The sequence below is a fragment of the Litoreibacter albidus genome, from assembly GCF_900107015.1.
Taxonomy (GTDB): Bacteria; Pseudomonadota; Alphaproteobacteria; order Rhodobacterales; family Rhodobacteraceae; genus Litoreibacter; species Litoreibacter albidus.
The window spans coordinates 766,972-790,875 of the sequence record NZ_FNOI01000001.1 but is presented as its reverse complement, the minus strand read 5'-3'; the positions used below and the strand labels follow the sequence as shown (position 1 = coordinate 790,875).

Annotated in this window: 24 protein-coding genes and 1 tRNA gene; 13 read left to right on the top strand and 12 right to left on the bottom strand. The window is 59.6% G+C overall.

The features are described 5' to 3' along the window. Nucleotides 1-11: 11 nt before the first annotated feature. Nucleotides 12-1,184, bottom strand: coding sequence for an RsmB/NOP family class I SAM-dependent RNA methyltransferase (locus BLW66_RS03940; RefSeq protein WP_089945216.1), 1,173 nt, complete (start codon nt 1,182-1,184; stop codon nt 12-14). Beyond that, nucleotides 1,185-2,633 carry an IMP dehydrogenase gene (gene guaB / locus BLW66_RS03935; protein ID WP_089945214.1) on the bottom strand — a complete coding sequence of 483 codons (1,449 nt, stop codon included), beginning with the start codon at nt 2,631-2,633 and terminating at the stop codon, nt 1,185-1,187. Nucleotides 2,634-2,745: 112 nt separating this feature from the next. Between guaB and BLW66_RS03930 the strand changes: the two genes are divergently transcribed. Continuing rightward, nucleotides 2,746-3,201 carry a YaiI/YqxD family protein gene (locus tag BLW66_RS03930; protein WP_089945211.1) on the top strand — a complete coding sequence of 152 codons (456 nt, stop codon included), beginning with the start codon at nt 2,746-2,748 and terminating at the stop codon, nt 3,199-3,201. 224 nt (nt 3,202-3,425) lie between these two features. Further along, nucleotides 3,426-3,830 (top strand): hypothetical protein, encoded by a 405-nt coding sequence (locus tag BLW66_RS03925; protein ID WP_139254520.1) that lies wholly within the window; start codon nt 3,426-3,428, stop codon nt 3,828-3,830. 66 nt (nt 3,831-3,896) lie between these two features. Here BLW66_RS03925 and BLW66_RS03920 read toward each other — a convergent pair whose 3' ends face one another. Together BLW66_RS03920 and BLW66_RS03915 are read right to left on the bottom strand one after the other, a co-directional pair. Then, nucleotides 3,897-4,640, bottom strand: coding sequence for an RlmE family RNA methyltransferase (locus tag BLW66_RS03920; RefSeq protein ID WP_089945208.1), 744 nt, complete (start codon nt 4,638-4,640; stop codon nt 3,897-3,899). Between the two features lie 73 nt (nt 4,641-4,713). After that, the gene (locus tag BLW66_RS03915; protein ID WP_089945206.1) at nt 4,714-5,856 is read right to left on the bottom strand and encodes a Ppx/GppA phosphatase family protein; all 1,143 of its coding nucleotides are present in this window, start codon (nt 5,854-5,856) and stop codon (nt 4,714-4,716) included. A 263-nt stretch (nt 5,857-6,119) separates the two neighbouring features. Between BLW66_RS03915 and BLW66_RS03905 the strand changes: the two genes are divergently transcribed. From BLW66_RS03905 to BLW66_RS03875, 7 genes are all read left to right on the top strand, one after another. After that, nucleotides 6,120-6,419: a virulence factor gene (locus BLW66_RS03905; RefSeq protein ID WP_089945203.1), complete on the top strand. Its 300-nt coding sequence runs from the start codon at nt 6,120-6,122 to the stop codon at nt 6,417-6,419. Between the two features lie 31 nt (nt 6,420-6,450). Then, nucleotides 6,451-7,374, top strand: coding sequence for a methylenetetrahydrofolate reductase (locus tag BLW66_RS03900; RefSeq protein ID WP_089945202.1), 924 nt, complete (start codon nt 6,451-6,453; stop codon nt 7,372-7,374). Nucleotides 7,375-7,387: 13 nt separating this feature from the next. Then, complete coding sequence (locus tag BLW66_RS03895) at nt 7,388-8,470, top strand: methyltetrahydrofolate cobalamin methyltransferase (RefSeq protein ID WP_089945674.1); 1,083 nt, start codon at nt 7,388-7,390, stop codon at nt 8,468-8,470. A 113-nt stretch (nt 8,471-8,583) separates the two neighbouring features. Next, complete coding sequence (locus BLW66_RS03890) at nt 8,584-9,726, top strand: sterol desaturase family protein (RefSeq protein ID WP_089945200.1); 1,143 nt, start codon at nt 8,584-8,586, stop codon at nt 9,724-9,726. Between the two features lie 123 nt (nt 9,727-9,849). Continuing rightward, a complete protein-coding gene (locus tag BLW66_RS03885; protein WP_089945198.1) occupies nt 9,850-11,883 on the top strand; it encodes an ASKHA domain-containing protein in 2,034 nt (677 codons plus the stop codon). A 35-nt stretch (nt 11,884-11,918) separates the two neighbouring features. After that, nucleotides 11,919-11,992, top strand: a tRNA-Gly gene (locus BLW66_RS03880). 6 nt (nt 11,993-11,998) lie between these two features. Then, entirely contained in the window at nt 11,999-12,472 is a 474-nt protein-coding gene (locus BLW66_RS03875) for an acyl-CoA thioesterase (protein WP_089945196.1), read from the top strand. A gap of 15 nt (nt 12,473-12,487) precedes the next feature. On the opposite strand, the gene pgi is transcribed toward BLW66_RS03875, so the two are convergent. The 3 genes from pgi to zwf are packed head-to-tail and all read right to left on the bottom strand — an operon-like array spanning nt 12,488 to nt 16,181. Then, nucleotides 12,488-14,083, bottom strand: coding sequence for a glucose-6-phosphate isomerase (pgi, locus tag BLW66_RS03870; protein ID WP_089945194.1), 1,596 nt, complete (start codon nt 14,081-14,083; stop codon nt 12,488-12,490). Next, nucleotides 14,083-14,730 (bottom strand): 6-phosphogluconolactonase, encoded by a 648-nt coding sequence (gene pgl / locus BLW66_RS03865; protein ID WP_089945192.1) that lies wholly within the window; start codon nt 14,728-14,730, stop codon nt 14,083-14,085. Before pgl ends, pgi begins: the two co-directional genes overlap by 1 nt. Next, nucleotides 14,730-16,181, bottom strand: a complete 1,452-nt coding sequence (zwf, locus tag BLW66_RS03860; RefSeq protein WP_089945189.1) for a glucose-6-phosphate dehydrogenase — start codon at nt 16,179-16,181, stop codon at nt 14,730-14,732. Before zwf ends, pgl begins: the two co-directional genes overlap by 1 nt. A 192-nt stretch (nt 16,182-16,373) precedes the next feature. On the opposite strand from zwf, the gene BLW66_RS03855 reads away from it, so the two are divergent. Beyond that, the gene (locus BLW66_RS03855) at nt 16,374-17,333 is read left to right on the top strand and encodes a radical SAM protein (RefSeq protein ID WP_089945187.1); all 960 of its coding nucleotides are present in this window, start codon (nt 16,374-16,376) and stop codon (nt 17,331-17,333) included. Here BLW66_RS03855 and BLW66_RS03850 read toward each other — a convergent pair. Beyond that, nucleotides 17,330-17,914, bottom strand: coding sequence for an HNH endonuclease (locus BLW66_RS03850; RefSeq protein ID WP_089945186.1), 585 nt, complete (start codon nt 17,912-17,914; stop codon nt 17,330-17,332). The genes BLW66_RS03855 and BLW66_RS03850 overlap by 4 nt on opposite strands. Nucleotides 17,915-18,140: 226 nt before the next feature. Here BLW66_RS03850 and BLW66_RS03845 point away from each other — a divergent pair, with 226 nt between their 5' ends. After that, the gene (locus BLW66_RS03845) at nt 18,141-18,656 is read left to right on the top strand and encodes a hypothetical protein (RefSeq protein WP_211664258.1); all 516 of its coding nucleotides are present in this window, start codon (nt 18,141-18,143) and stop codon (nt 18,654-18,656) included. On the opposite strand, the gene BLW66_RS03840 is transcribed toward BLW66_RS03845, so the two are convergent. The 4 genes from BLW66_RS03840 to BLW66_RS03825 are packed head-to-tail and all read right to left on the bottom strand — an operon-like array spanning nt 18,622 to nt 21,671. Further along, a complete protein-coding gene (locus BLW66_RS03840) occupies nt 18,622-19,293 on the bottom strand; it encodes an alpha/beta hydrolase (RefSeq protein ID WP_089945183.1) in 672 nt (223 codons plus the stop codon). The two genes, BLW66_RS03845 and BLW66_RS03840, sit on opposite strands and share 35 nt — an antisense overlap. Further along, nucleotides 19,290-19,913, bottom strand: a complete 624-nt coding sequence (locus BLW66_RS03835) for a DNA-3-methyladenine glycosylase family protein (protein ID WP_089945181.1) — start codon at nt 19,911-19,913, stop codon at nt 19,290-19,292. The genes BLW66_RS03840 and BLW66_RS03835 overlap by 4 nt, the downstream gene beginning before the upstream one ends. Then, a complete protein-coding gene (locus tag BLW66_RS03830) occupies nt 19,900-20,631 on the bottom strand; it encodes a cobalt-precorrin-6A reductase (RefSeq protein ID WP_089945179.1) in 732 nt (243 codons plus the stop codon). The genes BLW66_RS03835 and BLW66_RS03830 overlap by 14 nt, the downstream gene beginning before the upstream one ends. Then, nucleotides 20,628-21,671, bottom strand: a complete 1,044-nt coding sequence (locus BLW66_RS03825) for a cobalt-precorrin-5B (C(1))-methyltransferase (protein ID WP_089945177.1) — start codon at nt 21,669-21,671, stop codon at nt 20,628-20,630. The genes BLW66_RS03830 and BLW66_RS03825 overlap by 4 nt, the downstream gene beginning before the upstream one ends. 96 nt (nt 21,672-21,767) lie before the next feature. Between BLW66_RS03825 and cobA the strand changes: the two genes are divergently transcribed. Both cobA and BLW66_RS03815 read left to right on the top strand, forming a co-directional pair. Further along, nucleotides 21,768-22,619, top strand: a complete 852-nt coding sequence (gene cobA, locus BLW66_RS03820; RefSeq protein WP_089945175.1) for a uroporphyrinogen-III C-methyltransferase — start codon at nt 21,768-21,770, stop codon at nt 22,617-22,619. After that, nucleotides 22,616-23,896: a cobyrinic acid a,c-diamide synthase CobB gene (locus BLW66_RS03815; protein ID WP_089945172.1), complete on the top strand. Its 1,281-nt coding sequence runs from the start codon at nt 22,616-22,618 to the stop codon at nt 23,894-23,896. The genes cobA and BLW66_RS03815 overlap by 4 nt, the downstream gene beginning before the upstream one ends. Nucleotides 23,897-23,904 lie beyond the last annotated feature (8 nt).

The window sequence follows — 23,904 nt, the reverse complement described above, 5'->3', positions numbered from 1 at the left end:
TATTGGGAGAACTATTTTTGGGTCAAGTACGCGATATAGAACCCGTCGCCGCCGTCAAGCGGAGAGAAGCGGCGCTCGAAGGTGCAGCTCCAGCTTGGGTTGTCATCGCAAAATTGTGCGATTTGATCTTCGTTCTCTTGCCTGAATAGAGAGCAGGTAGCGTATGCTAAAACGCCGTTTTCACAAACTAAATCAGCGGCTTCGCGCAAGATGTTCTGTTGCACTTCCATCAGGTCAATGAGCGCCGCCTGCGTCAGCGACCACTTTCCTTCCGGAGAGCGCCGCCACGACCCGCTTCCAGAGCATGGAACATCGCATAAGACCAAATCAAACGGTGCGGCCTTGCGGCATCCTTTGGTCGTTAAAATTTCCACCTTAACGCCCGCCCGTTTTGCCCGTGGGGTCAGGTCGCGCAACCGCTGTGGGTTGGCGTCATGGGCGAACAACGCGGCGTCGTTCAAATCACCGTAGGCGAGCACCTTGCCGCCGCCGCCCGCGCAGTAGTCCAGCATGCGTTTCGCCGCCGGCAGCCCCGCGCAAAGCGCTTGCGACGCGGCGTCCTGCAACTCGACAAGGCCCGAAGTGTAAGCCTCACTGGCGGACACTTTTCTTGGATTTTCAACAACATGCAAGGCGAGGTTGGACACGTCATGCGCGACGGCGATAACACCGTCTTTCGCCAAGGAGGTGATCGCCCCCTCAACCGAGCCCTTGGAGCTGTTCACGCGCAGGTAGACGCCCGCCCGCTCCGTCAGCGCCTGCGCGACGTCCACCGCCTCATCTCCCAGTGACGACTTCAACGCGCCGGACAACCAATCCGGCATGTTGTATGTCATCTCATCCGATGCAGTGTCACGCGTTTGAACTAAGCCGGCCTCCTCAGCCTCGCTGAGGGGTGCGGGCGCGTGACCTTCACCCGAAAACAACGCGGTCATGTCATCAACTAAGGCCGCATTTTCAGTACTGTAGCACAACACCAGCCCGCGCCCCGTCAACCCAAGGCGCGCATATGTACCCCGCTTGCGCAGGCACTCGAACACGATGTCGCGCACGGCGGCGCGGTCCTTCGACCCCGCGAACCGAGACCGGCGCGCCCAATTGGTTAAGGCCTTCTCAGCGGCGGTGCCTGACAGGTAAACGTCAAGCACCTCAATCGCTGCCGATAACCGTGCCGCGGGTGTCATCTAGCCGACCCGGTAATTGGGAGACTCGCGAGTGATCTGCACGTCATGCACGTGGCTTTCCTTCAAGCCCGCGCCAGTGATGCGGACAAAGTTTGCACGCTCGTGCATGTCCTTGATCGTAGCCGCGCCCGTGTAGCCCATCGCCGCCCGCAGACCGCCCACCATCTGGTGCACAACCGCGCTGGCGGATCCTTTGTAGGGAACTTGCCCCTCAATCCCTTCGGGAACCAGTTTGTCCGACGCGGCGTCCTTTTGGAAATACCGATCGGCGGAGCCATTGGCCATTGCGCCAAGCGACCCCATGCCACGGTAGCTTTTGAAGCTACGCCCTTGATATAGAATAACTTCTCCCGGCGACTCGTCCGTCCCCGCGATCATGGAGCCAACCATGGCGCAGCTTGCACCCGCCGCAATCGCTTTGGCGAAGTCGCCAGAAAACTTGATACCACCGTCCGCAATAACGGGCACGTCGCCCGCACCGGATGCGCAATCCATGATTGCCGTCAGCTGGGGAACCCCAACGCCCGCGACCATGCGTGTCGTGCAGATGGAGCCTGGGCCAATGCCGACTTTAACAGCGTCCGCACCCGCGCCGATCAGCGCCCGTGTGGCCTCCGCCGTTGCAACGTTGCCCGCGACAACTTGCACCTTGCTCGACAGTTTCTTAACCCGCTCCACCGCGATCGCGACCCCTTCGGAGTGGCCGTGCGCCGTATCAATCACCACCAGATCAACGCCGGCGTCAATCAGTGCTTCGGAGCGCTCGAACCCTGCGTCCCCCACGGTCGTGGCGGCGGCAACGCGCAGGCGTCCCAGATCGTCTTTGCAAGCTTGCGGGTTCAACACCGCTTGCTCGATGTCCTTCAACGTCAAAAGCCCCGTCAGCTTGCCGGCGGCGTCAACCACCAGCAGCTTCTCTATGCGGCGGGCTTCCATCAGGGATTTGGCCTCATCCAGATCGGCAGGCTCGCGTAGCATCGCAAGGTTGTCGTTGCTCATCATCGCGGAGACTGGGGTTCTGTCGTCACTGGCAAACCGCATATCGCGGTTGGTAACGATCCCCAGAACATGCCCATTTGCGTCCACGACGGGGAAGCCTGACACCTTGTAGCGGTCTTGAAGCGCCTTGGCGTCGGCCAAAGATTGGTCGGCGGTCAGGGTGATCGGATTGTAGACAATCCCGCTCTCGAACCGTTTCACGCGGCGCACCTGACGGGCCTGCTCCTCAATGTCTAGGTTGCGGTGAATAACCCCGATGCCGCCAGCCTGCGCCATAGCAATCGCCATGCGGGCCTCGGTCACTGTGTCCATTGCGGACGACAGTAGAGGGATATTCATTGCAATCGACTTGGTCACAAAAGTGCGCGTGTCCGCCGTGGATGGCAGCACATTGGATGCGCCTGGAACAAGCAATACGTCGTCGAAGGTGAGGGCCTCGCGAATCTCCATGGGTATCTCCTTGGGGAGGGTTCGTTTGGCAGTTTCCTATTTCATGGATTTCGCGGATGCGAAAGGGCAGATTTTGTGGCAAAGGGGGCCAACCCCGTCAGGAGCCCTAAATATGCCCAGTATTCTTGTCGATGCCGACGCCTGCCCCGTGAAGGAGGAGGTCTTTAAGGTGGCTTACCGCCTGAACACCCCCGTCACCTTGGTGGCCAACAGCTACCTGCGCACGCCGAACCATCCGTTGATTTCCATGCAGGTGGTGTCGGACGGATTTGACGCTGCCGACGACTGGATCGCCGAGAGCGCCACGCCTGCGTCCGTCGTTATCACCGCCGATATCTTGTTGGCTGGACGCTGCATCGAGGTAGGCGCCACGGTTCTGGCCCCGACTGGAAAACCGTTCAACTCCTCCAACATCGGCGGCGCCATCGCCACGCGCGCGATCATGGCAGACCTACGGGCCGGCCTAGAGCAAACCTCCGGCCCCGCCCCGTTCTCCAACAAAGACCGCTCGCAGTTTTTGAACGCATTGGACCGCGAGTTGCAGAGGTTGAAGCGCGAGGGAAGTTGAGTGTTTAAGCTCTTCAAAAAAGACCGATTTCTGCTTTGCGGACGAAGCTGACATTCGTTGATCTATCTAGCTTTCGCTCTTAAGCTCTATACGAAAAAAACAGTGGAGAGGCAAAGCTAGTGATGGGTGATTGCAAATTTCAGATGGCAAGGTTGGTCGCATTCGCCGCCGCTTTAATCGGCTCGATATCTACAGCGGGAATGGTTAGTGCCGAAGATCGCGGAATGGCTGTAGTTTTCGCTTGCATCTCGCTGGAAACAGAGTTCGAGGATGGCTCGAGCGTGGACACAAACTACCGCGCCCATTTCGCAGAAGTCGAACACTTTAGCTTGGGAAGTCGATCATATCAGATGGATACGTTTGCGATTGGTCCGATCGTTTCCGGCGCAGGGGGCGGTATATTTCACAAGATCGAACCAATAATCGTTTCATTAAAATCGTCTCGGGCCGAAATGATCGGCGAAGCGATCAAGCGCGGTGGTCTACGTGGCTGGATCGCAAACGACACCGCACGAGTGCCGATTGGTGCCGATGGGCCGTTATTCTACGTTCGCCCAGCGTCGGAGGTTGGGTGGGGCCGGTCCGGACTTAGCGTGACCGAGTTTGAGTGCTCCCAAGTCTTGTTTTGATTGACAACTTTAAGCTCGAAGCTGACCTTTATCTGTCACAATCTGCTTGGGCTTTGAAGCTAAACCCTAAGCGTCACGCCCCTTAAACCCTTGCGCCACCACGAACTTCTCGGAGCTATCAGACCGGCTCGCACCTGGTTTAAAGTTGGCCACCTTCTTGAAGCGCTGTTTCAGCATATGCTGCAACTCGCCCTCCGCGCCGCCTGCCAGAACCTTGGCCACAAAAACGCCGCCCTCTTCGAGCACGTCGAAGGCAAAATACGCCGCCGCCTCGCACAGCGCGATGATGCGCAGGTGGTCGGTTTGCTTATGGCCACAAGACGCCGCAGCCATGTCGCTCATCACGACGTCGGCTGTACCACCAAGCCATTCCTTGACCTTGTCGTCCGCGCCCTCCTCAAGAAAATCGAGCACATGCAGCTCGCAGCCCGGGATCGCCTCGACCTCTTGCAGGTCAACGCCAAGAACAAAGCCCTGCGCTTTACCAGCCCGCTCCCCCAACGCATTGACGCGTTTGGCCGCAATCTGGCACCAGCCCCCCGGCGCACAGCCGAGGTCAACGATGCGCTTACCCGGCGTCAGGAAGCGGTATTTGTCGTCCGTCTCCGAAATCTTATAGGCAGCGCGGCCACGCAAGCCGTCAGCCTTGGCGCGTTTCACGTAAGGATCGTTCAACTGACGTTGCAGCCACAGCGTTGAAGACATCGTGCGCCCGCGCGCAGACTTCACCTTTACCTTCAGGTCGCGTTGCCCACGGCCGGAGGTGTTGCCGCCCTTGCTGCCTTTTGGTCCGGTTGGTGATTTGGCCATGCTCTCAACTTCATCTTGGTAAAAATATTCCCGCCGGAGGCTTCCCTACGCTGCTACGCCCGTAAAGGCCAGCCTAGTAAGGTCCCTCCTCCAACACGCCGTCACTCGACATTTGCGCGTAAAGAAGCCCCTCACGTAAGCCACGATCCGCCACAGACAAGCGGTCGGTAGGCCAAACCCGCAGCAGGGCTTGCAAAATGGCAGCGCCCGACATGATCAACGCATGGCGGTCCTTGCCAATCCGCGGGTCCGCGCGACGTCCCTCAGGCCCCATATGCAGGTAGCCTTGGATCACGTGGTCAATCTGGTCCGAGGTCATACGCAACCCGTCGACCTTGTTGCGGTCGTAGCGCTTCAACCCCAGATGGGACGCCGCAACGGTCGTAACCGTTCCCGACGTGCCCACGATCTGGAACCCTGCGCGCACCTGATCGGCGTCGATGTAGGGCGTGAACTCCGCTAGGTTTTCCTCAAAGAACCATGACATCAGCGCAAACCGCGCGCCATCGTCGTCCACGTCATTGAACTGATCACGCAGCGTGGCAACGCCCAAGGGCACCGAAATCCAGTCAACCACCTTGGCCGCCGGAAACTCGCTGTCTTTGCTGTCAAAGCCCGTGTGCAGGCGCATAATCGCCCTTGGGCGGTCCACCTTTGGCACGCGGCTCAGATCAATCCAGACAAGTTCCGTCGAGCCGCCGCCGATGTCGACCACCAGCAATTGCTCGGTGTTGACCGACACCAAGGGCGCGCAGGAGATGACGGCGAAACGCGCTTCCTCCTCGGGCTTGATGATTTCAAGGTCCAGCCCCGTCTCGCGGGTCACGAGCTTCAAAAACTCGGCAGAGTTGGTCGCGCGGCGGCAGGCCTCCGTTGCGACCAGCCGCATCCGTTTCACCTCATGGTGACGCAGTTTCTTCTGGCAGATTTTCAACGCGCCCACTGTGCGCGCCATAGAGTTGCGCGACAGCTTGCCGCTGCTCTCTAAACCTGCCCCAAGCTGAACGGACTTAGAGAAGCTATCAACAACGTGAAACTGGCTGCCTTTGGGTTGGGCAATCAGCATCCTGCAAGAGTTCGTGCCAAGATCCAGCGCTGCGTACAGGTCTGCCGGGTCTGGTTTTCCCGCCGGAGCAGGGTTGGTCGCGGGCCGCGCGGTCGGCACTAGGGCCGGTGTGACGAACGGGCCCGCGCTGTGTGGCGGACGTTTCGCCATGGCGCAGGGCCTCCTAAATATGGGTTATCCCCAACCTAGGAGCGCAATCGCCTTGAAGCAAGCACAGACCTTGTCCCAAGCTCATAAAAACCATGAGAAATATGAGGCACCTGCCCGCTGGTCCCGCGCCACAAAGCCGCTTAGCAAGGGCGGCGGCGCTGCAAGGTCGCTCTGCCTTGTTCAAATGTCGATAATGCACCTCGGCGGCAGAAACCGGACGCCTAGTCTTTTCGGAACGGCCGCCAACCAAAGGAATCGATCCTATGCCTGATGTGACAATAGTTTACTGGCGCGACATCCCCGCGCAGGTCATCGTGGGCAAAGGTCGCCGCGCCAATAAGGTCCAGTTGCCCGAACGGTTCGAGCAAGCCATCGACCGCGCGGCAATGAAGGTCGGGGCCAAGGACGCCGACGCCTATCTGGCCGACTGGCGCAAAGCCACGCCCTACAACGTCGATGGTGACGCCCAAGAGGTCGCAAAAAACGAAGCGGCGCGGCTGGAAGCTGAATACGACGGCGAGAGGATCAAGCAGCTGATCGCGAATGATGGCAATGCCACCTGATACGATCGCAACGCGCATTAGGGAGGGGCTCATGGCCTTGCTAAACTTCAAACGTAAGCCAGCGACAGACGCGGTCACGGTGAATCCGCAGGTGGAAAGCTTCCTGCAAGATTATTCCATTGAGGTGATGCCCCGCACCGCGGAGAAGGTCGAAGATTTTCGCGCCCTGCTGCCCGAAGGCACCCGCGTCTACGTGGCCCATATCGACGGGACGCCGATTGAGGACATGGTCGCCACCGCCGCCCGCCTGAACGCCGACGGCTACAAGGTCATGCCGCACTTCCCCGCGCGCATCATCAAGGATCGCGCAACGCTTGTGGATTGGGTCGCGCGCTACCAAGGTGAAGCCGACGTTAAACAAGCGCTGCTGCTGGCTGGCGGTGTGACGGAGCCACATGGCGACTTCGACAGCTCGATGCAACTGCTTGAAACCGGTGCGTTCGGTGACTTCGAGAGACTGCACGTGGCAGGCCACCCCGAAGGCAACCGTGATATCGACCCTGATGGCGGCATGAAAAACGTCGACGAAGCCCTTCTTTGGAAACAGAAGTTTTCTGAAACATCTGACGCACAAATGGCGCTGGCGACCCAGTTTGCCTTTGACGCGGAGCCGATTATCGCATGGGCCAACTCTATCAAAGCCGCGGGCATTGATCTGCCCGTTCACATCGGCATCGCGGGCCCTGCGAAGCTGCAAACCCTGATCAAATTCGCCATCGCTTGCGGCGTCGGCCCGTCCCTTAAAGTGCTGCAAAAGCGGGCGATGGATGTCACCAAGCTGTTGCTCCCCTATGAGCCGACAGAGGTGCTCACCTTCCTCGCCGCGCACAAAGCCAACAACCCCGACTTCAACATTGAATCCGTGCACTTCTTCCCGCTTGGCGGTATCAAAACGAACGCTAACTGGGCCATTGCCAATGGCGGCGCCTCTGGCGTTCCGGCAGACCAAACATAAGAAAGATCACTTAATGACTCGCACCATCGTCGAATCCAAAACCAAAACCGCCATCATCGGCTTTGACCAACCGTTCTGTGTGATCGGGGAGCGGATCAACCCGACCGGGCGCAAAATCCTCAACGAGGAGTTGGAGCGCGGCGATTTCTCACGGGTAGAGGCCGACGCCATCGCGCAAACGCTGGCCGGTGCCAACATTCTCGACGTGAACTCCGGCGCGGTGTTCTCCAACAAGATGGCCGAAGATCCCCGCTACGCCGACAACAACTTCGTTGAACCGATGTTGATGAAGGATCTTGTGGAGCGGGTCCAGAAAGTGACCGACATTCCGCTGTGCATCGACAGCTCCGTTCCCGGCGCGCTGGAAAACGGGCTTGCCGCCGCCGAAGGCCGCCCGCTTTTGAACTCTGTCACGGGCGAGGAGGAGCGCCTTGAGTTGGTGCTGCCGCTCGTCAAGAAATACAACGTCCCCGTCGTGGCCATCTCCAACGATGACACCGGCATTTCCGAAGACCCTGATGTGCGGTTTGCCGTCGCCAAAAAGATCGTGGAGCGCGCCGCTGATTTCGGCATCCCCGCCCATGACATCGTGGTCGATCCGCTGGTTATGCCAATCGGCGCGATGGGCACTGCGGGCTTGCAGGTCTACACCCTTGTGCGCCGCTTGCGCGAAGAGCTTGGCGTGAACACCACCTGCGGGGCGTCGAATATCAGCTTCGGGCTGCCCAATCGCCACGGCATCAACAACGCCTTCCTGCCCATGGCGATGGCCGCGGGCATGACCTCCGCGATCATGAACCCTGTGGCCCTGCCCGTAGGCCCGAAAAAGCTGCAAGAAAAGCTGGATGCGCTGGCGAAGGCGGGCATCATCGTGCCTGACGACATTGATCCGGAGTTGCTGGCGCAACTCACTGGCCTCGGCTCCACCAAACCACAGCCCGGCAAGGAGATGGAAGCCATTCGCGCCGCTAACTTCCTGATGGACCAAGATCCGTCGGGTGCAGCTTGGATTAACTTCAACAAGCCCAAAAACGCTGACGGGTCGACCGCCGCAGCGCGCGGCGGGCGTGCGGGTGGCCGCCGCCGTCGGGGCTAGTCGGGACTAATCCCCACACGCCACGAAAAACCAGCGGGCACAGCCAGAAATGGCTATGCCCGCACACATACACTGGGCATACTCCGGCAATATTTTAGTCAGGAGTTTTGTTTATGTCCTTCATCCGCCGCATAAAAACCGAGTTAGAGCGCCCACGTGAAGACCGCCCATTCGGCAGCGGCTGGCTGTCAGGCGGCGGTGCGTTGCTTGCGGGTATAACTGCAGTCGCCTTGCTGGCTGTGATGCACTACCCCGGACTGTTTTCGACGCCTGATCTTGCTACCGTGATGACCCCCGCCAATCTGCAACTGCTTTTGCAGGTGGTGCTGCTGCTCGGTTACGCCTTCGCGCTGCTGTCGTTGTTGTTGTCCCGCGACAAAATACTGGGGTGGACCGCGCTGTTCATGATCGTAATCGCGTCCTTGATCGGCACACCGGATGACGGCTCCACCCTGACTGCGCCGATGTACTTCGGGCTGGATTTCTTTATCCTGAACGTCGTGTTTCTGGGTTTCCTGTTTGTGCCGTTGGAGCGTTACTTCCCGCAAGACAACGACCAGACCGTCTTTCGCCCCGAGTGGCAGGAAGATATGTTCTACTACCTTGTGTCATCCTTGATGGTGCAGGTTCTGACCTTCCTGACGCTGATGCCGTCAAACCTGATCACCGGCTATATCGACATGGGGCCGATACAAGAATGGGTTTTCGCCCTGCCCTTCATCGTTCAGCTTTTCATCATCTTGGTGTTCTCCGACTTCGTGCAATACTGGGTCCACCGCACGTTTCACACGGTCCCCGCGCTCTGGCGGTTCCACGCGGTTCACCACTCCGCCAAGCATCTGGACTGGTTGGCCGGCTCCCGCATGCACTTCATCGAAATCGCTATCCTAAGGGGCTTCACCGCAATCCCGATGTTCACCTTGGGCTTCGATCCGGCGGCTATCCAAGCCTATGTGCTAATCGTCTATTTCTATTCCCACTTCATCCATTCCAACATCGGCTGGAACCTGAAGCCGATTGAAAGCACCTTTGCTACGCCACGCTTCCACCACTGGCACCACGGCGCGGAGCGCGAGGCGATTGACGTCAATTACGCCATCCACTTCCCGATCTTTGACCGCATCTTTGGCACCTACCACATGCCCGAAGGCCGTTGGCCCAAACGTTACGGCGTCGCAGGCGAGCAGGTTCCGCGCGGCTTCGTGAAGCAGTTCCTGCACCCGTTCACCAAGAAGAAGGTGCCCGAAGCGAAATAGGCCAAGTGCTGATCCATTCATGAAAACCATGCGTATTCTTGCATGATCAGGTCGCAGACAGCCATTGCGGCCGGGGATGAAAGCCCTACAACTCGAAGCAGAAACAACTGCTCCGGTGCGCCCATGTCCGACCTTGATCCACTCGTGATTTTCACCCCCTCCGGCAAGCGGGGGCATTTCCCCAAGGGCACGCCCGTTTTGACAGCCGCGCGCCAACTTGGGGTGGATCTTGATAGCGTTTGCGGCGGGCGGGGTATCTGCTCCAAATGCCAGATCACGCCGTCCTACGGCGAGTTCCCCAAGCACGGTGTGACCGTGCGTGACGGCGCATTGTCCGAGTGGAATAGCGTGGAGCAGCGCTACGACGACAAACGCGGATTGACCAAGGGCCGCCGCCTTGGGTGTCAGGCACAGGTGCAGGGCGACATCGTGATCGACGTCCCCGAAAGCAGCCAAGTCCACAAACAGGTGGTGCGCAAACGGGTGGAGGCCCGCGACATCACGCTGAACCCGTCCACCAAGCTCTACTATGTCGAGGTGGAGCAACCGGACATGCATGAACCCTCCGGCGATCTAGAGCGATTGATCAAGGCCTTGCGCAAAGACTGGAACCTGCCAGAGCTGGAGGCCGATCTGGCGCTGCTGAAAACCCTGCAACCGATCTTGCGCAAGGGCGAGTGGAAAGTCACCTGCGCCGTGCATCTGGGCGATGATCGTCACGGGGCGCAGATTATGCAGGTCTGGCCCGGCTTTTATGAAGGCACGGTTTACGGCCTCGCGGTTGACCTTGGCTCCACGACTATCGCTGGTCACCTGTGCGATCTGGCCACAGGCGAGGTCGTTGCCTCCTCCGGCATCATGAACCCGCAAATCCGGTTCGGTGAAGACCTGATGAGCCGCGTCAGCTATTCAATGATGAACGCAGGCGGTGCCGACGAGATGACCAACGCCGTCCGCGACGGCATGAATACGTTGTTTGACCAGATATCCGCAGAGGCCGGAATTGACGCCGGCCTCATCGTCGACGCCGTGTTCGTTTGCAACCCTGTGATGCACCACCTGTTTTTGGGCATTGATCCCTTCGAATTGGGGCAAGCGCCCTTCGCGCTGGCCACTTCGAACGCCATGAACCTGCGTGCGGCAGAACTGGGCTTGGCATTGCACCCCGCCGCGCGCGTCTATCTGCTGCCCTGCATTGCGGGCCATGTAGGCGCGGATGCGGCCGCCGTCGCCCTGTCGGAGGCACCGGATAAATCCGACGACCTCGTCCTCGTGGTCGACGTCGGCACCAACGCGGAAATCCTGCTGGGCAATAAAGACAAAGTACTCGCGTGTTCCTCCCCCACAGGCCCCGCGTTCGAGGGCGCGCAGATCAGCTCCGGCCAACGTGCCGCCCCTGGCGCGATCGAGCGCGTGGAAATTGACCCCATCACCAAAGAGCCGCGCTTTCGCGTGATCGGCTCCGACCTGTGGTCGGACGAGGACGGCTTTGACGCGGTTGTTGCCAGCACGGGCATCACCGGAATTTGCGGATCCGGCATCATCGAGATGGTTGCGGAAATGCGCATGGCAGGGATCGTAGACGGGCCAGGCCTGATCGGATCGCCTGAACAAACCGGCACAACCCGCTGTTTTCTAGACGGAAGAACCTACAGTTATTTGGTTTATGAAGACACGGAGCGCAAAATTACCGTGACCAACCGCGACATCCGCGAAATCCAGATGGCCAAGGCCGCGCTCTATTCTGGCGCACGTCTATTGATGGACAAGTTCAATGTCGACACCGTGGACCGCGTGGTTCTGGCAGGCGCTTTCGGCGCGCATATCTCGCCCAAACACGCGATGGTTCTGGGCATGATCCCCGACGCGCCGCTCGACAAAGTGACCTCCGCCGGCAACGCGGCAGGGACTGGCGCGCGGATTGCGCTGCTGAACACCAAGACCCGCGCCGAGATTGAGCACACCGTTCACAACATCCACAAGATCGAAACCGCCATAGAGCCGCGCTTTCAAGAGCACTTCGTGAATGCCTCCAACATCCCCAACGCGGTGGAACCCTTCCCGATCCTGTCCAGTATCGTCACCCTGCCCGATGTGAACTTCAACACCGGCGGCGGCGATAAAGAAGGTGGTCGCCGCAGACGCAGACGCTCTTGACGCCGCCCTGCGGCTCACTTAATTCAGACGCATCAGCGGGTATGGTGAAAAGGTATCACGGCAGCTTCCCAAGCTTTAGTTACGAGTTCGATTCTCGTTACCCGCTCCAAAATTTATGAAAACAATCCCCTACCATACCGCGCTTGACGCCGGCACCCTGCGTGCTTTGGGCATTCCGGAACCTTGGGGCTTTGGCGTCGCGGACCGTACGAGGTTTGCCGAGTTGGATCCGCTCGGGCATGTGAACAATACGTCCTATCTGGGTTGGTTCGAGAACTTCCGCATTCAGTATATGAAGGCCTACGGCATCGCATATGTCGGCGATGATGCGGCGCAGTTGGTTTTGCGTCAGGTGCAGGTCGACTACCTGCGCGAGATGAAACTGGATGAGGATTACATCGTCACCGGCCGCGCCTCCAAACTCCGCACATCAAGCTTCAAGATGGATTACGCGGTTTGGGCTGGCGGCAGCCTGCGCACCACGTCGCACGCGATTATCGTGCTGCTGAATTCTGACGGCACCAAGCGCCCGATTTCACCAGCGCTCAGAGCCTTACTGAAAGAGAAAGACGGCGCCGAAGACATCTAGCATCGGCGCCGCTGCTTAGCTGCGTAGATAATCCAGCAACAACCGTGTGGAGCTGTCCTTCTCCGCGTCAGACGCTTCGCCACGCAGAACCGGCGTCAGCGCGTTGGCGAGTTCTTTGCCCAGCTCCACGCCCCATTGGTCATAGGAGTTGATGCCCAGCATCACCCCTTCCACGAAGACACGGTGCTCATAGAGCGCGATGATCTGCCCCAAAACGAACGGCGTCAGCTTCGGGTATACAAGCGTGGTTGACGGGCGATCACCGGGGAAGACACGGTGGCGCGCTTGGCGGTCCAACTCATCACCTGATAAACCGCGTTGCGCCATGATATCAGTGGCTTCCTTAAGGGAGCGACCGACCATCAACGCCTCTGACTGAGCCAGACAGTTGGCGACGAGAAGCTCGTGCTGATGCCCCAGATCGGCCTCGTGCCCTGCACGCGCGACCATGAATTCACACGGGATCACCCGCGTGCCTTGATGGATCAGTTGGTAGAACGCGTGCTGCCCGTTGGTACCCGGCTCCCCCCAAACGACGGGGCCGGAATTCACCTCAAGACTAGTGCCATCCATCGCGACGGACTTGCCGTTGCTTTCCATCTCCAACTGCTGAAAATAGGCAGGAAGGCGCGTAAGGCGTTGATCGTACGGCAAAACAGCGCGTGTGGCATGACCGCACCCTTGGTTGTTCCAGACACCGACAAGCGCCAGCAGCACTGGCAGGTTATCCGCCAGCGGCGCGTCGCGAAAATGGCAATCCATGTCATATGCGCCGCGCAGGAAGTCGGTGAAATCATCGGCACCGATGGCGATCATCAGCGACAGGCCAATGGGCCCCCACAGGGAATAACGTCCGCCGACCCAGTCTTCGAACCCGAAGACATGCGCGGAGGGAATGCCGAACTCTGCGGTCTTTTCCTCAGCGGTGGACAAGGCTGCGAACTGTGCGCCGGTGTCTTTGACGTCCTTGGCCATCCACGCCTGCGCGGTGCGCGCATTGGTCATGGTCTCAATCGTGGTAAATGTTTTCGAGGCAACGATCACCAAGGTCGTCGCCGGATCCAGCCCGCGCAAAGTGTCTGCGACATCTGCACCGTCGACATTGGACACGAAATGCACCCGTGGGCCATCGTGGTACGGGGCCAAGGCCAGCACCGCCATTGCAGGCCCCAAGTCGGAACCGCCAATACCGATATTCACGACGTCGGTAATCGCGCCACCCTGCCCTTGCAACGCACCCGTGCGCACCGCTTCGCTGAAGGCGGCCATACGGTCACGCGTGTCGCGCACGCTGGGCATGACGTCTTTACCGTCGACCAAAATCGCATCATCGCTCAGGTTGCGCAGCGCAGTGTGGAGCACCGCACGGTCCTCGGTCTCGTTAATCTTTTGTCCACCAAACATCGCCGCGCGGCGGTCTTCCAGACCTGCGTCCGATGCCATCTGGATAAGCAACGCGCGGTCGTCTTCGCCGATGTGGGTTTTGGAGTAGTCGAACAGCATGTCACCGTGCCGCGCGGAGAATTCTTCGGCGCGGTTCGGGTTCTGCGCAAACAGGGATGCGAGTGTTTGGCGTGCGTCGGCGCGGGTCTTCAGGTCAGTCCAGTTCATCAGGGAGCCCAGTGTACGGTTGCGTTTGCGAGGACGGTTCGGATCGGGGCTTCCATTCGGGTGAAGTTGGCCGCCTGTTCCAGCGCGTCGCGTTTCTCTTGCCCCGCGATCAACACATGTGTGCTCATCGCCTCGGACAGAACGCGGCCCGTCATGGTGATGCGCGGCTCCAGCCCGTCGGCGGCTTCGACCAGCATCAGATCGGGGGCGTCATCCGCTAGTGCGGCCTCCAGATCAGCCGATCCAGGGAACAGCGACGCGGTGTGCATATCCGCGCCCATGCCGACCACCAGCACCGACAAAGGGAGGTGCGCCGAAATATCAGGAAGCGTTTCGCCGTCCGGACGGATGGAGACATAGTTAGCCGCCGCCGCCCGCGATGTCAGCAACCGCGCACGGATCATCCGCTCGTTGGAGCGCTCATGGTCTGCAGGCACGCGCCGCTCATCGCCGACCAATATCGTCACCCGCGACCAGTCGATGTCTGCCGCACATAGTGCGTCGAATACCGGGCCGGGGGTGGAGCCGCCTGGGACCGCGATGCTCGCCTGATCATGCGTCATCAAGGCCTCGTTCAACTCCCCTGCCAAGTGGTTGGCAAGGTCGATCATCATCAGATCACGATCAGGATATTCAATAAATTCCATTATTTTATCTCCCGCCAGCGACGCCCGTCGCGATGTAGTAGCATCAACGCATCCTCCGGCCCGCTGGTTCCCGGATCATAGGGTACCGGTTTGTCACCACGGCTGGTCCAGCCGTTGATGATCGGATCGGTCCACGCCCATGCCGCCTCTACCTCGTCGCCGCGCATGAACAAGGTTTGGTTGCCACGGATCACGTCCATAATCAGCCGCTCGTAGGCGTCGGGCACATCCGCGCCCTCCGGTCCAAGTGCGTCCGCGAATGTCATGTCGAGGGGCACGTCCACCAGACGCATCCCGCCCGGCCCCGGTTCCTTGATGGTGACACGCAGGTCCATGCCCTCGTCTGGTTGCAAGCGGATCGCCAACACGTTGGCCTTGCTGCCCGCCTCCTCGCCAAAGATGGAGTGCGGCACCTCTTTGAAATGCACGACGATCTCCGACATGCGGCCTTTCAGGCGCTTACCCGTGCGCAAGTAAAAGGGTGTGCCTTTCCAGCGCCAGTTGGAGATATCGACCTTCATTGCGATATAGCTTTCGGTCTTGCTCTCGGGGTTTTCGGAGTGCGCGATGTAGGAGTCTTGGTCCTCGTCAGCGTTGTACTGACCGCGCACGATGCTGTCGGGCTTCACTGGATCAAGCGCGCGGATCACCTTGAGCTTTTCGTCGCGCACTGCATCCGGCTCAAAGTCCGACGGTGGTTCCATCGCCGTGAGGCACAACAGCTGCATCAGGTGGTTCTGGATCATGTCGCGCATCGCGCCGGACTTATCGTAATACCCCCCGCGCCCGCCAACGCCGACGGTCTCCGCGACGGTGATCTGCACATGGTCGATGTATTGCGCGTTCCAGATCGGCTCAAACAGCATGTTGGCAAACCGCACGACCATCAGGTTCTGGACGGTCTCTTTGCCCAGATAGTGGTCGATGCGGTAAATCTGATGCTCATCAAAGCTGTCCGCCAGCACCGCGTTCAGCGCCTTGGCGCTTTCCAGGTCACGCCCGAACGGCTTTTCAACCACGATGCGGCTTTCCGCATTGGCGATCTTGTGCTTGTGCAACCGCGTTGCCAGATCGCCAAACAGGCTTGGCCCGACCGAGAAGTAGAACGCCTGCACCACATCTTTGCGGACCAGCTTGGCCAGCGTATCCCAGCCGTCTTCGCCTTTGGCATCAATCGGAGTGTAGTGAAGCTGCGCAAGAAAGGCGTCAATCACCTTCGGATCGCGCTTGTCGTCGGAGACGAATTCGTCAATCGCCTCGCGGATCATGTCGCGGAAGCCGGTGTCATCCAGATCACTGCGGGCCGCGCCGATGATACGCGCGTCTTCGGGCATTTGCCCGGCCAAAAAGCGCCGATACAATCCCGGCAACACTTTACGGCGGGCTAAATCGCCAGTGCCGCCAAAGATCACCAGATCAAAGCTCTCTACTGGGATGACGCGTGAGACCATGATTTTACCCTTCCTACTGCCGTCAAGTCACCGCCCTGTTAGCGCTAACGACGACGTATTTCCAGTGGAAATAATTTAAATGCATCCTAGCATCACACGGATCAGTCACAAGCGTGTCAGATGATACTCGAAACACTTTCTCTTCGCACCACAAAGCGATAGCCAAGGCAAGCAGCCAACGGAGCAGACCGCATGAAAGACCAACTAAGCACCCAAGCCACCGCAAACATCGGCAAGTTTTCCGATCCATTTGTGACAGCCAAGGGTGATCGTCGGGCCTCTGTGGCGCTCAGCAATCCGCAAACGCTTTGGTTCAACACTGGCACGCTGTGCAACATTGAGTGTGAGAACTGCTACATCCTGTCGTCCCCGTCGAATGACGCGCTGGTCTATATCACCACTGCGGAGGTTGAGGACTATCTGGACCAGTTGGAAACCCGCAACTGGGGTGTCAAAGAGATCGCCTTTACCGGCGGTGAGCCGTTCATGAACCCCGATATGTGCGACATGGCACGGGCATCACTGGCGCGTGGCTACGACGTGCTGATCCTCACCAACGCCATGCGCCCGATGATGCGCAAATCCGTCCGCGCCCAGTTGGAAGAGTTGATCGCAACTTACGGCAGCAAGCTGACATTCCGCATTTCGCTCGACCATTGGTCGCCGGAAGTACACGACAAGGAACGCGGCAAGGACGCATTCTCCAAAACGATCGAGGGGATGGAATGGCTGCGTGATCAGGGGGCCACAATGGCCGTCGCAGGCCGCTCCGTCTGGGCGGAGAGCGATGCAGCAGCCCGCGAGGGGTACGGCGAGATTTTCGCCAAACACAACTTCAATATCGACCCGCAAAACCCCGCAATGACTGTCCTTTTTCCAGAAATGGACGAAGGTGTCGAGGTTCCAGAAATCACCACAGACTGCTGGGGCATCTTAAACAAGTCGCCCGACGCCGTTATGTGCTCCTCCTCGCGCATGGTGGTGAAGCGCAAGGGCGCGGACAAACCCGCTGTGCTTGCCTGCACGCTTCTTGCCTACGCCCCCGAATTCGAGCTGGGCACATCGCTGGAGGACGCGGAGAAAGACGTGCAGCTGAACCATCCGCACTGCGCGAAATTCTGTGTTCTAGGCGGGGCAAGCTGCTCCGCTTAACGCTCCAGTTCCGCGTCCCAGTACAGAAAGTCGATCCAGCTGTCATGGAGATGGTTCGGCGGAAACTTACGGCCCAAATTCATCAATTGCCCCGCGCTTGGCTGCCCCGGCGGCTTGCGCAGCGCCATTCCAGATTTGTGCAACCACTGCGATCCCTTTCGCAAATTGCACTTTGAGCACGCCGCCACCACGTTTTCCCATGACGTCACGCCGCCGTGCGCACGGGGCACCACATGGTCAAAGGTCAAATCCCCGCGTGCGCCGCAATACTGGCAACAAAACTCGTCGCGTAAAAACAGGTTAAACCGCGTGAATGCCACCTTCTTTTGCGGCCTCACGTAGTCTTTCAGCACCACCACGCTGGGAATTCGGATTTCCATCGTCGGGGAGCGCACGACCTCGTCGTATTCGCTCAAGATGGTGACGCGGTCCAGAAATGCCGCCTTCACGGCTTCCTGCCACGTCCATAAAGAGAGCGGTAAATAGGATAAGGGTCGGTAGTCCGCGTTCAGGACCAATGCCGGGTTGTGCTTCAAGCTGCCCGGTTCATGTACAAAATCTTGCCTAAAGTCGCCGTCCATAGAGAAGAAGTCTCCTGCTCTGTCGTGCAATTAGAACACCAGAGCGGGGAGCCCCGCCCCAGTCATGAAAAACTATATATCGTTATTCTCACCTGACAACCCAGATATGTAGCGCCTCATGCGGCAAATATGCCCGCGCTAGGTAAATGCTATGTGACGATTCTGCGCAGGGTCATGGCGCATTAACCGGTGCTACACTGTGGTAACCGTCCCGAAGGAGATCGTGATGATAGACATCTCGACACCGCCCCTACCCGATGACGCGCTACTTGGCCGCTACGCGGCGGGCACTGGCAACCACACCGATTGTTACATGGTGACCGTGGCGGGCACTGTCAGCCTTGGGGAATATGTGACCGCCTTCTACACCGCGCCACTGTTTCGCTGCGAACGGGTCATCTTGAAACTCGCGGTGCGTCGCCCGTCCACCGACCAAGACGCGGCCGATGTCGCCCACGGTCGAACGCAAAAATTCGCGGCATGGACGGTCGAGGACCGCAGCGACACGCAGCTGTTGATGTGCGATATGGCGTCAAAAACAAGATCATGGTTTAAGATCCGAGCGACTTCGAGCAGCACCCAGCTCTACTTTGGATCCGCGGTTATTGCGGACCCAAAAACGGGGCATCAAGGCGCGCTGTTTCATGCGTTAGCGCCACTGCACAACCTATACGCCCGCGCTTTGCTAAAAGGGGCCGTGCGTCGCCTTAGCCAAGATCCAAGCCCAGTTGCTGCCCGATAAACGACAGCGCCACACCCAACCCGTCGGGTGCAATACCATGGCCGGTGCCCTTCATAACGTGGCCGTACACGGGGAACCCTGCTTCTTGCAGCGCGTCGCCAGCCTCCGGCATGGAGATCGGCGGCACGACGTCGTCTTGATCGCCATGGATCAACACAACCGGCGGCTTGGATTTCGCCTCATCCGCCAGCAACTCAGGCCGCAGCAGACGGCCAGAGAACGCGACAACGCCCGCAAATTGATCCTCACGGCGCGGCGCAATATGCAGCGCCATCATCGTGCCTTGCGAAAAGCCCACAAGGATCGTCTCCGCCTCGGACACACCCTCTTCTTCCATCACGGCATCGACGTAGGCGTTCAGATCGTCAACGGCCTGCATCATGCCGCGCTCCGACTCTTCTTCAGAAGAGCCGTCAATCCAAGGGATTGGAAACCACTGGAACCCCATCGGGTTGCCCGTGCATTGCTCCGGCGCGTTGGGGGCCACGAAAACCGTGTCAGGCAAATGCTCCGACAGCGGATCGGCCAACCCCAGCAGATCGGCGCCATCCGCACCATAGCCGTGCAAGAAGATCACCAGCGAGCTGTCCTCGCCTGATTTCGACGCCTTACGGCCGCTTTCCAAAACCCGTGTCATGTGATCCCCTCTCGGTCTTTTTCTACTCGGTAATAGGCCCACAATATGCGCGCGGCAACGCTTTGCCACGGTGACCAATCTAGCGCCATCTGGCGCATCTCTTTTTCTTTAGGGCGTGCGGGCAATTCAAACAAGATGCGCGCGGCTTCCTGCAAGGCCAAATCACCAGACGCGAACACATCCGCATGTCCAAGGGAGAACATCGCGTAAATCTCGGCTGTCCAAGAGCCGATGCCTGGCACAGCGGTCAATGTCTTGATCACATCCACAGTAGGTTTGCCGCGTAATGCGCTGAAATCAATACCCGAGTTCGCCAAAGCGTGCGCATAGCGTATCTTTTGGCGCGACAACCCGCAGGCGCGCAACTCCTCCTCGCTTGCCGCCGCCACGGCCTTTTCGGTTACCAGTCCCGCATCCCTTAACCGGCCATTGATCGCGGCGGCTGACGCGATGGACACTTGCTGGCCCATGATCGCAGACAACAACTCCCCAAAACCCTCCGGCTTCAAGCGCAACGGCAGTGGCCCCACCTGACCTAAGGCGCGGGCAAAGCGCGGCTCCGCTGCGGCCAGCCACAGGGCACCTTCTTCAACGCAGGCGTCGCCCTTAATAATGCGCATCTAGCCACTCCAATGCGGCACCGACCGTTGCCACCTTTGGCCCCACAGGTCGCTGGGCACGGTTGATCATGAGTACGGGCATTCCCATCTGGCGCGCCGCGTCTAGCTTGGAGCGCGACATATCCCCGCCTGCGTTCTTCACCACCAGCCAGTCGATTTTCAGCTTTGTGAATAGCGCCACTTCATCTTCCACGGAAAAAGGCGGCCGCCCGACAATGAACTCCCCGTTGCTGAGCGGGAAAGGACCGTTCGGTGGATCAATCTGGCGGCAAAACAGGTAGCACGATGACAGGCCTGAGAACCGTTCCAGCGTCTGACGCCCCGTCGCCAGAAAGACGCGTGAATTATCTGGGATCACCGTCTCTGATTGCTCCGGCTCATCGATAAATGTCCATTTATCACCTGTACTTGCTGACCACTCCTCACGCAAAACCTGCAAATATGGCAGGTTCATCTCGCCGCAAACTCGCGCGCTCCGTGCCGTTATATTCACCGCGAACGGGTGCGTGGCATCTATGACCAGATCGACGGGGTTTTGCGTGATCCAGTCGCGGAACCCTTGCTCGCCACCGAACCCGCCCGTGCGTGTGTTGCACCCTAGATCGCGCGGCGCGCGCGTGGCCCCCGCGAGCGAGGCCGTCACGCTATGGCCCTTTGCGACCAGCGTCGCCGCGAGGTCGCGCGCCTCGCTTGTGCCTGCCAGCAGTAATATCCTCATACCCCAACCTTCGCGAGCACCTTGCCCGCCCGATCTATCACAACAATACTTGGCTCGACGGGGGCATCCTTCAGGATCAGGCGCACGTGACGTAATGCTTCCTGCGCCACGCGGTCGGCCAGCTCCGGCGCAATCGTCACGGCTTCCAGCGCCGTATTCGCACCTGAGATATCTACCTCAACCCATTCATTTAGCGCCGTAAAGTCCACTTTAGACCTTTTGGAGTGCAAATCCCGCGCCCCCTGCGCCAGCTTCGTTATCTTGCCGATACCACCGCCTATCGTGATCCGGTCAACAGGATTGCGCGACAGGTACTTCAGCAACCCGCCCGCGAAATCCCCCATATCCAACATGGCATGATCGGCAAGCCCCAGCATCTCCTGCACGACCCTCTCTGACGTCGCGCCCGTGCAGCCCGCGACATGCGTTAACCCATCGGCCCGCGCCACATCTATCCCACGGTGGATGGACGCAATCCAAGCCGCGCATGAAAATGGCCGCACCACGCCGGTCGTCCCCAAAATGGACAGCCCGCCGACGATCCCCAAGCGCGGGTTCCATGTCTTCAGCGCAATCTGCGCGCCGTTCTCAACCGACACCGTGATCTCCACATCCGGCATGCGGCCATATTCGCTGGCCATCTCTGCCACGACCTCGTCCATCATCGCGCGCGGCACTGGGTTTATCGCGGGCTCCCCCACGCCGATGGGCAACCCCGCCTTGGTCACCGTGCCAACGCCGTCGCCTGCACGAAACACCACGCCGCCGTCCGACGCCGCTACCCTCGCCTTGATAAGCGCGCCGTGTGTCACATCGGGATCGTCGCCCGCGTCTTTCTCAATCCCTACCTCCGCCCAACCGTCGCCCTGCGCGGTGAACGCCAACGCGAAGACGGGCGTTTCGCCCTTAGGCAAGGTAATCCCTACAGTTGAGGGCACGTCGCCGCCCCACAACATCTGCAACCCTGCCTTCACGGCAGCCGTGGCGCAGGCGCCAGTGGTCCAGCCACGGCGCAATTGAGGGGGCGTCTGATCACTCATAGCGCCGACCTTACCCCCACGCCTTGCCGCCGCCAATGGCGATTGCGGTGCCGCTCTTTCGCTTTTGTGTAGGCGGGTTACAGGTCATAAAGGGGTATGAGCGACTCGATGCCCCTTCCCCAAGGCCAATGGCCAACCCTAGAGCCCGGCTGGGTCTGGCTGTGCGGCGCAGGCCCCGGCGATCCCGGCTTGTTGACCTTGCACGCCTTGAACGCGCTGCGGCAAGCGGACGTGGTGATCTACGACGCCTTGGTTCAAGAGGCGATCTTGGACTGGGCCCCGCAGGCGGAGCACATCTACGCAGGCAAACGCGGCGGCAAACCCTCTGCCAAGCAGCGCGATATATCGCTGCGGCTGGTCGATCTGGCCCGCGCAGGCAAACGGGTGTTGCGCCTCAAGGGCGGCGACCCGTTTGTGTTCGGGCGTGGCGGTGAAGAAGCACAAACCTTGGTGCAGCACAACGTACCCATTCGCATCATCCCAGGCATCAGTGCGGGGATCGGTGGCTTGGCCTATGCGGGCATCCCCGTCACCCACCGCGACGTGAACCAATCTGTCACCTTCGTGACGGGCCACGATCAAAGCGGTAACGCCACCGAAAGCCTAGATTGGTCCGCAATTTCAAAAGGATCTCAGGTGATCGTGATCTATATGGGCATGAAGCATATCGCCCATATCACGGCGCAATTGATGGAGGCTGGCCGCCCCGCGTCGGAGCCTGTGGCGATTGTCACGACCGCCACCACCAAGGACCAGCAGGTGCTGGAAACCACCCTTGGCACCTGTGTCGCGGATATTGCCGCCGCCGGTGCAGAGCCGCCCGCTATCATCTGCGTCGGTCGCGCCGTGGCAATGCGCCAAGTCCTTGACTGGCAAGGCCAAATCGCAGGCGAGAAGCCCCGCAATCTGGATCCCCTAGGCCGAGGCCGTCCGGCCGAAAGCGCATGACGCCGCGCCACGGGCTGTTGATCGCCGCACCTTCCTCCGGCACTGGCAAAACAACCGTGACGCTGGGGTTGCTGCGCGCGCTGTCGCGACGCGGTGCAGTGCGCGGCGCAAAATCCGGCCCCGACTACATCGACCCGCGGTTCCACGAAGCCGCTTGCGGCCAACCCTGCTACAACCTTGACGCTTGGGCGATGCAGCCAAACCGCATACGCAGCTTGGTGGCAGCCAGCGATAGTTTCTTGCTTGTCGAGGGCGCGATGGGGCTGTTCGACGGCGCTATGCCGGACGGCAAAGGCTCCGCCGCTGATGTTGCTGAAATCCTTGGAATTCCGGTAGTATTAGTGATCGACGGCTCCGGCATGGGGCAAAGCGCGGCGGCGATTGCCGAAGGGTTTGCTCGCCACCGCGACGGCGTTCGCGTGGCAGGTGTGATCTTAAACAAAGTCGCTAGCGCACGTCATGAGGCGATGCTGCGCAAGCATTTCCCCGACCACCTGCCCGTCCTTGGCGCGATACCCAGACGGCCTGATCTGGCACACCCTTCGCGCCATCTTGGTCTGGTTCAGGCGTCGGAACGTCCGGACTTGGAAACATGGCTAGATCAGGTCGGCGACCTTATTGAGGCGCATGTTGATCTAGACGCATTGCCATCCTCCACGATTGCGCGACCAAAGCCACATTTAGCCAAAAGCTTACCCTACGCCCGCATCGCCATCGCGCAGGACGAAGCCTTCGCGTTTGCATACCCCCACCTGCTGGATGATTGGCGCGCTGGTGGGTCGAAAGTCACGACGTTCTCCCCGTTGATGAACGAGCCCGTGCCCCCTTGCGATATGGTATTTTTGCCCGGCGGCTACCCTGAACTGCACGCCGCCAGATTGGCAGGTAATTCCAATTTTATGGATAGCCTTAGAAATACCTCTCAATCATCTGATATATATGGTGAATGCGGGGGATACATGACCCTCGGGCAGTCAATAGTCGACGCTGATGGCACATCCCACAAGATGGCCGGATTGCTGGATCTGGAGACCAGTTTCGCGCAACGAAAGCTTCACCTCGGTTACCGAAACCTTACCGCCGATGGGCCCCCGTTCAAAGGTGCGTTCAAGGGGCATGAATTCCACTACGCCACCACTCTCAGGGCCGAGGGAGAACCGCTGTTTCATACGACCGATGCCGAGGGCACGACCCTGCCTCCGATGGGGTTGCGGAAGGGTCGGGTCTGCGGCTCCTTCACGCATGTCATTGACAGTCTGGACACCCCTGCCGACTAGGCGTAGCG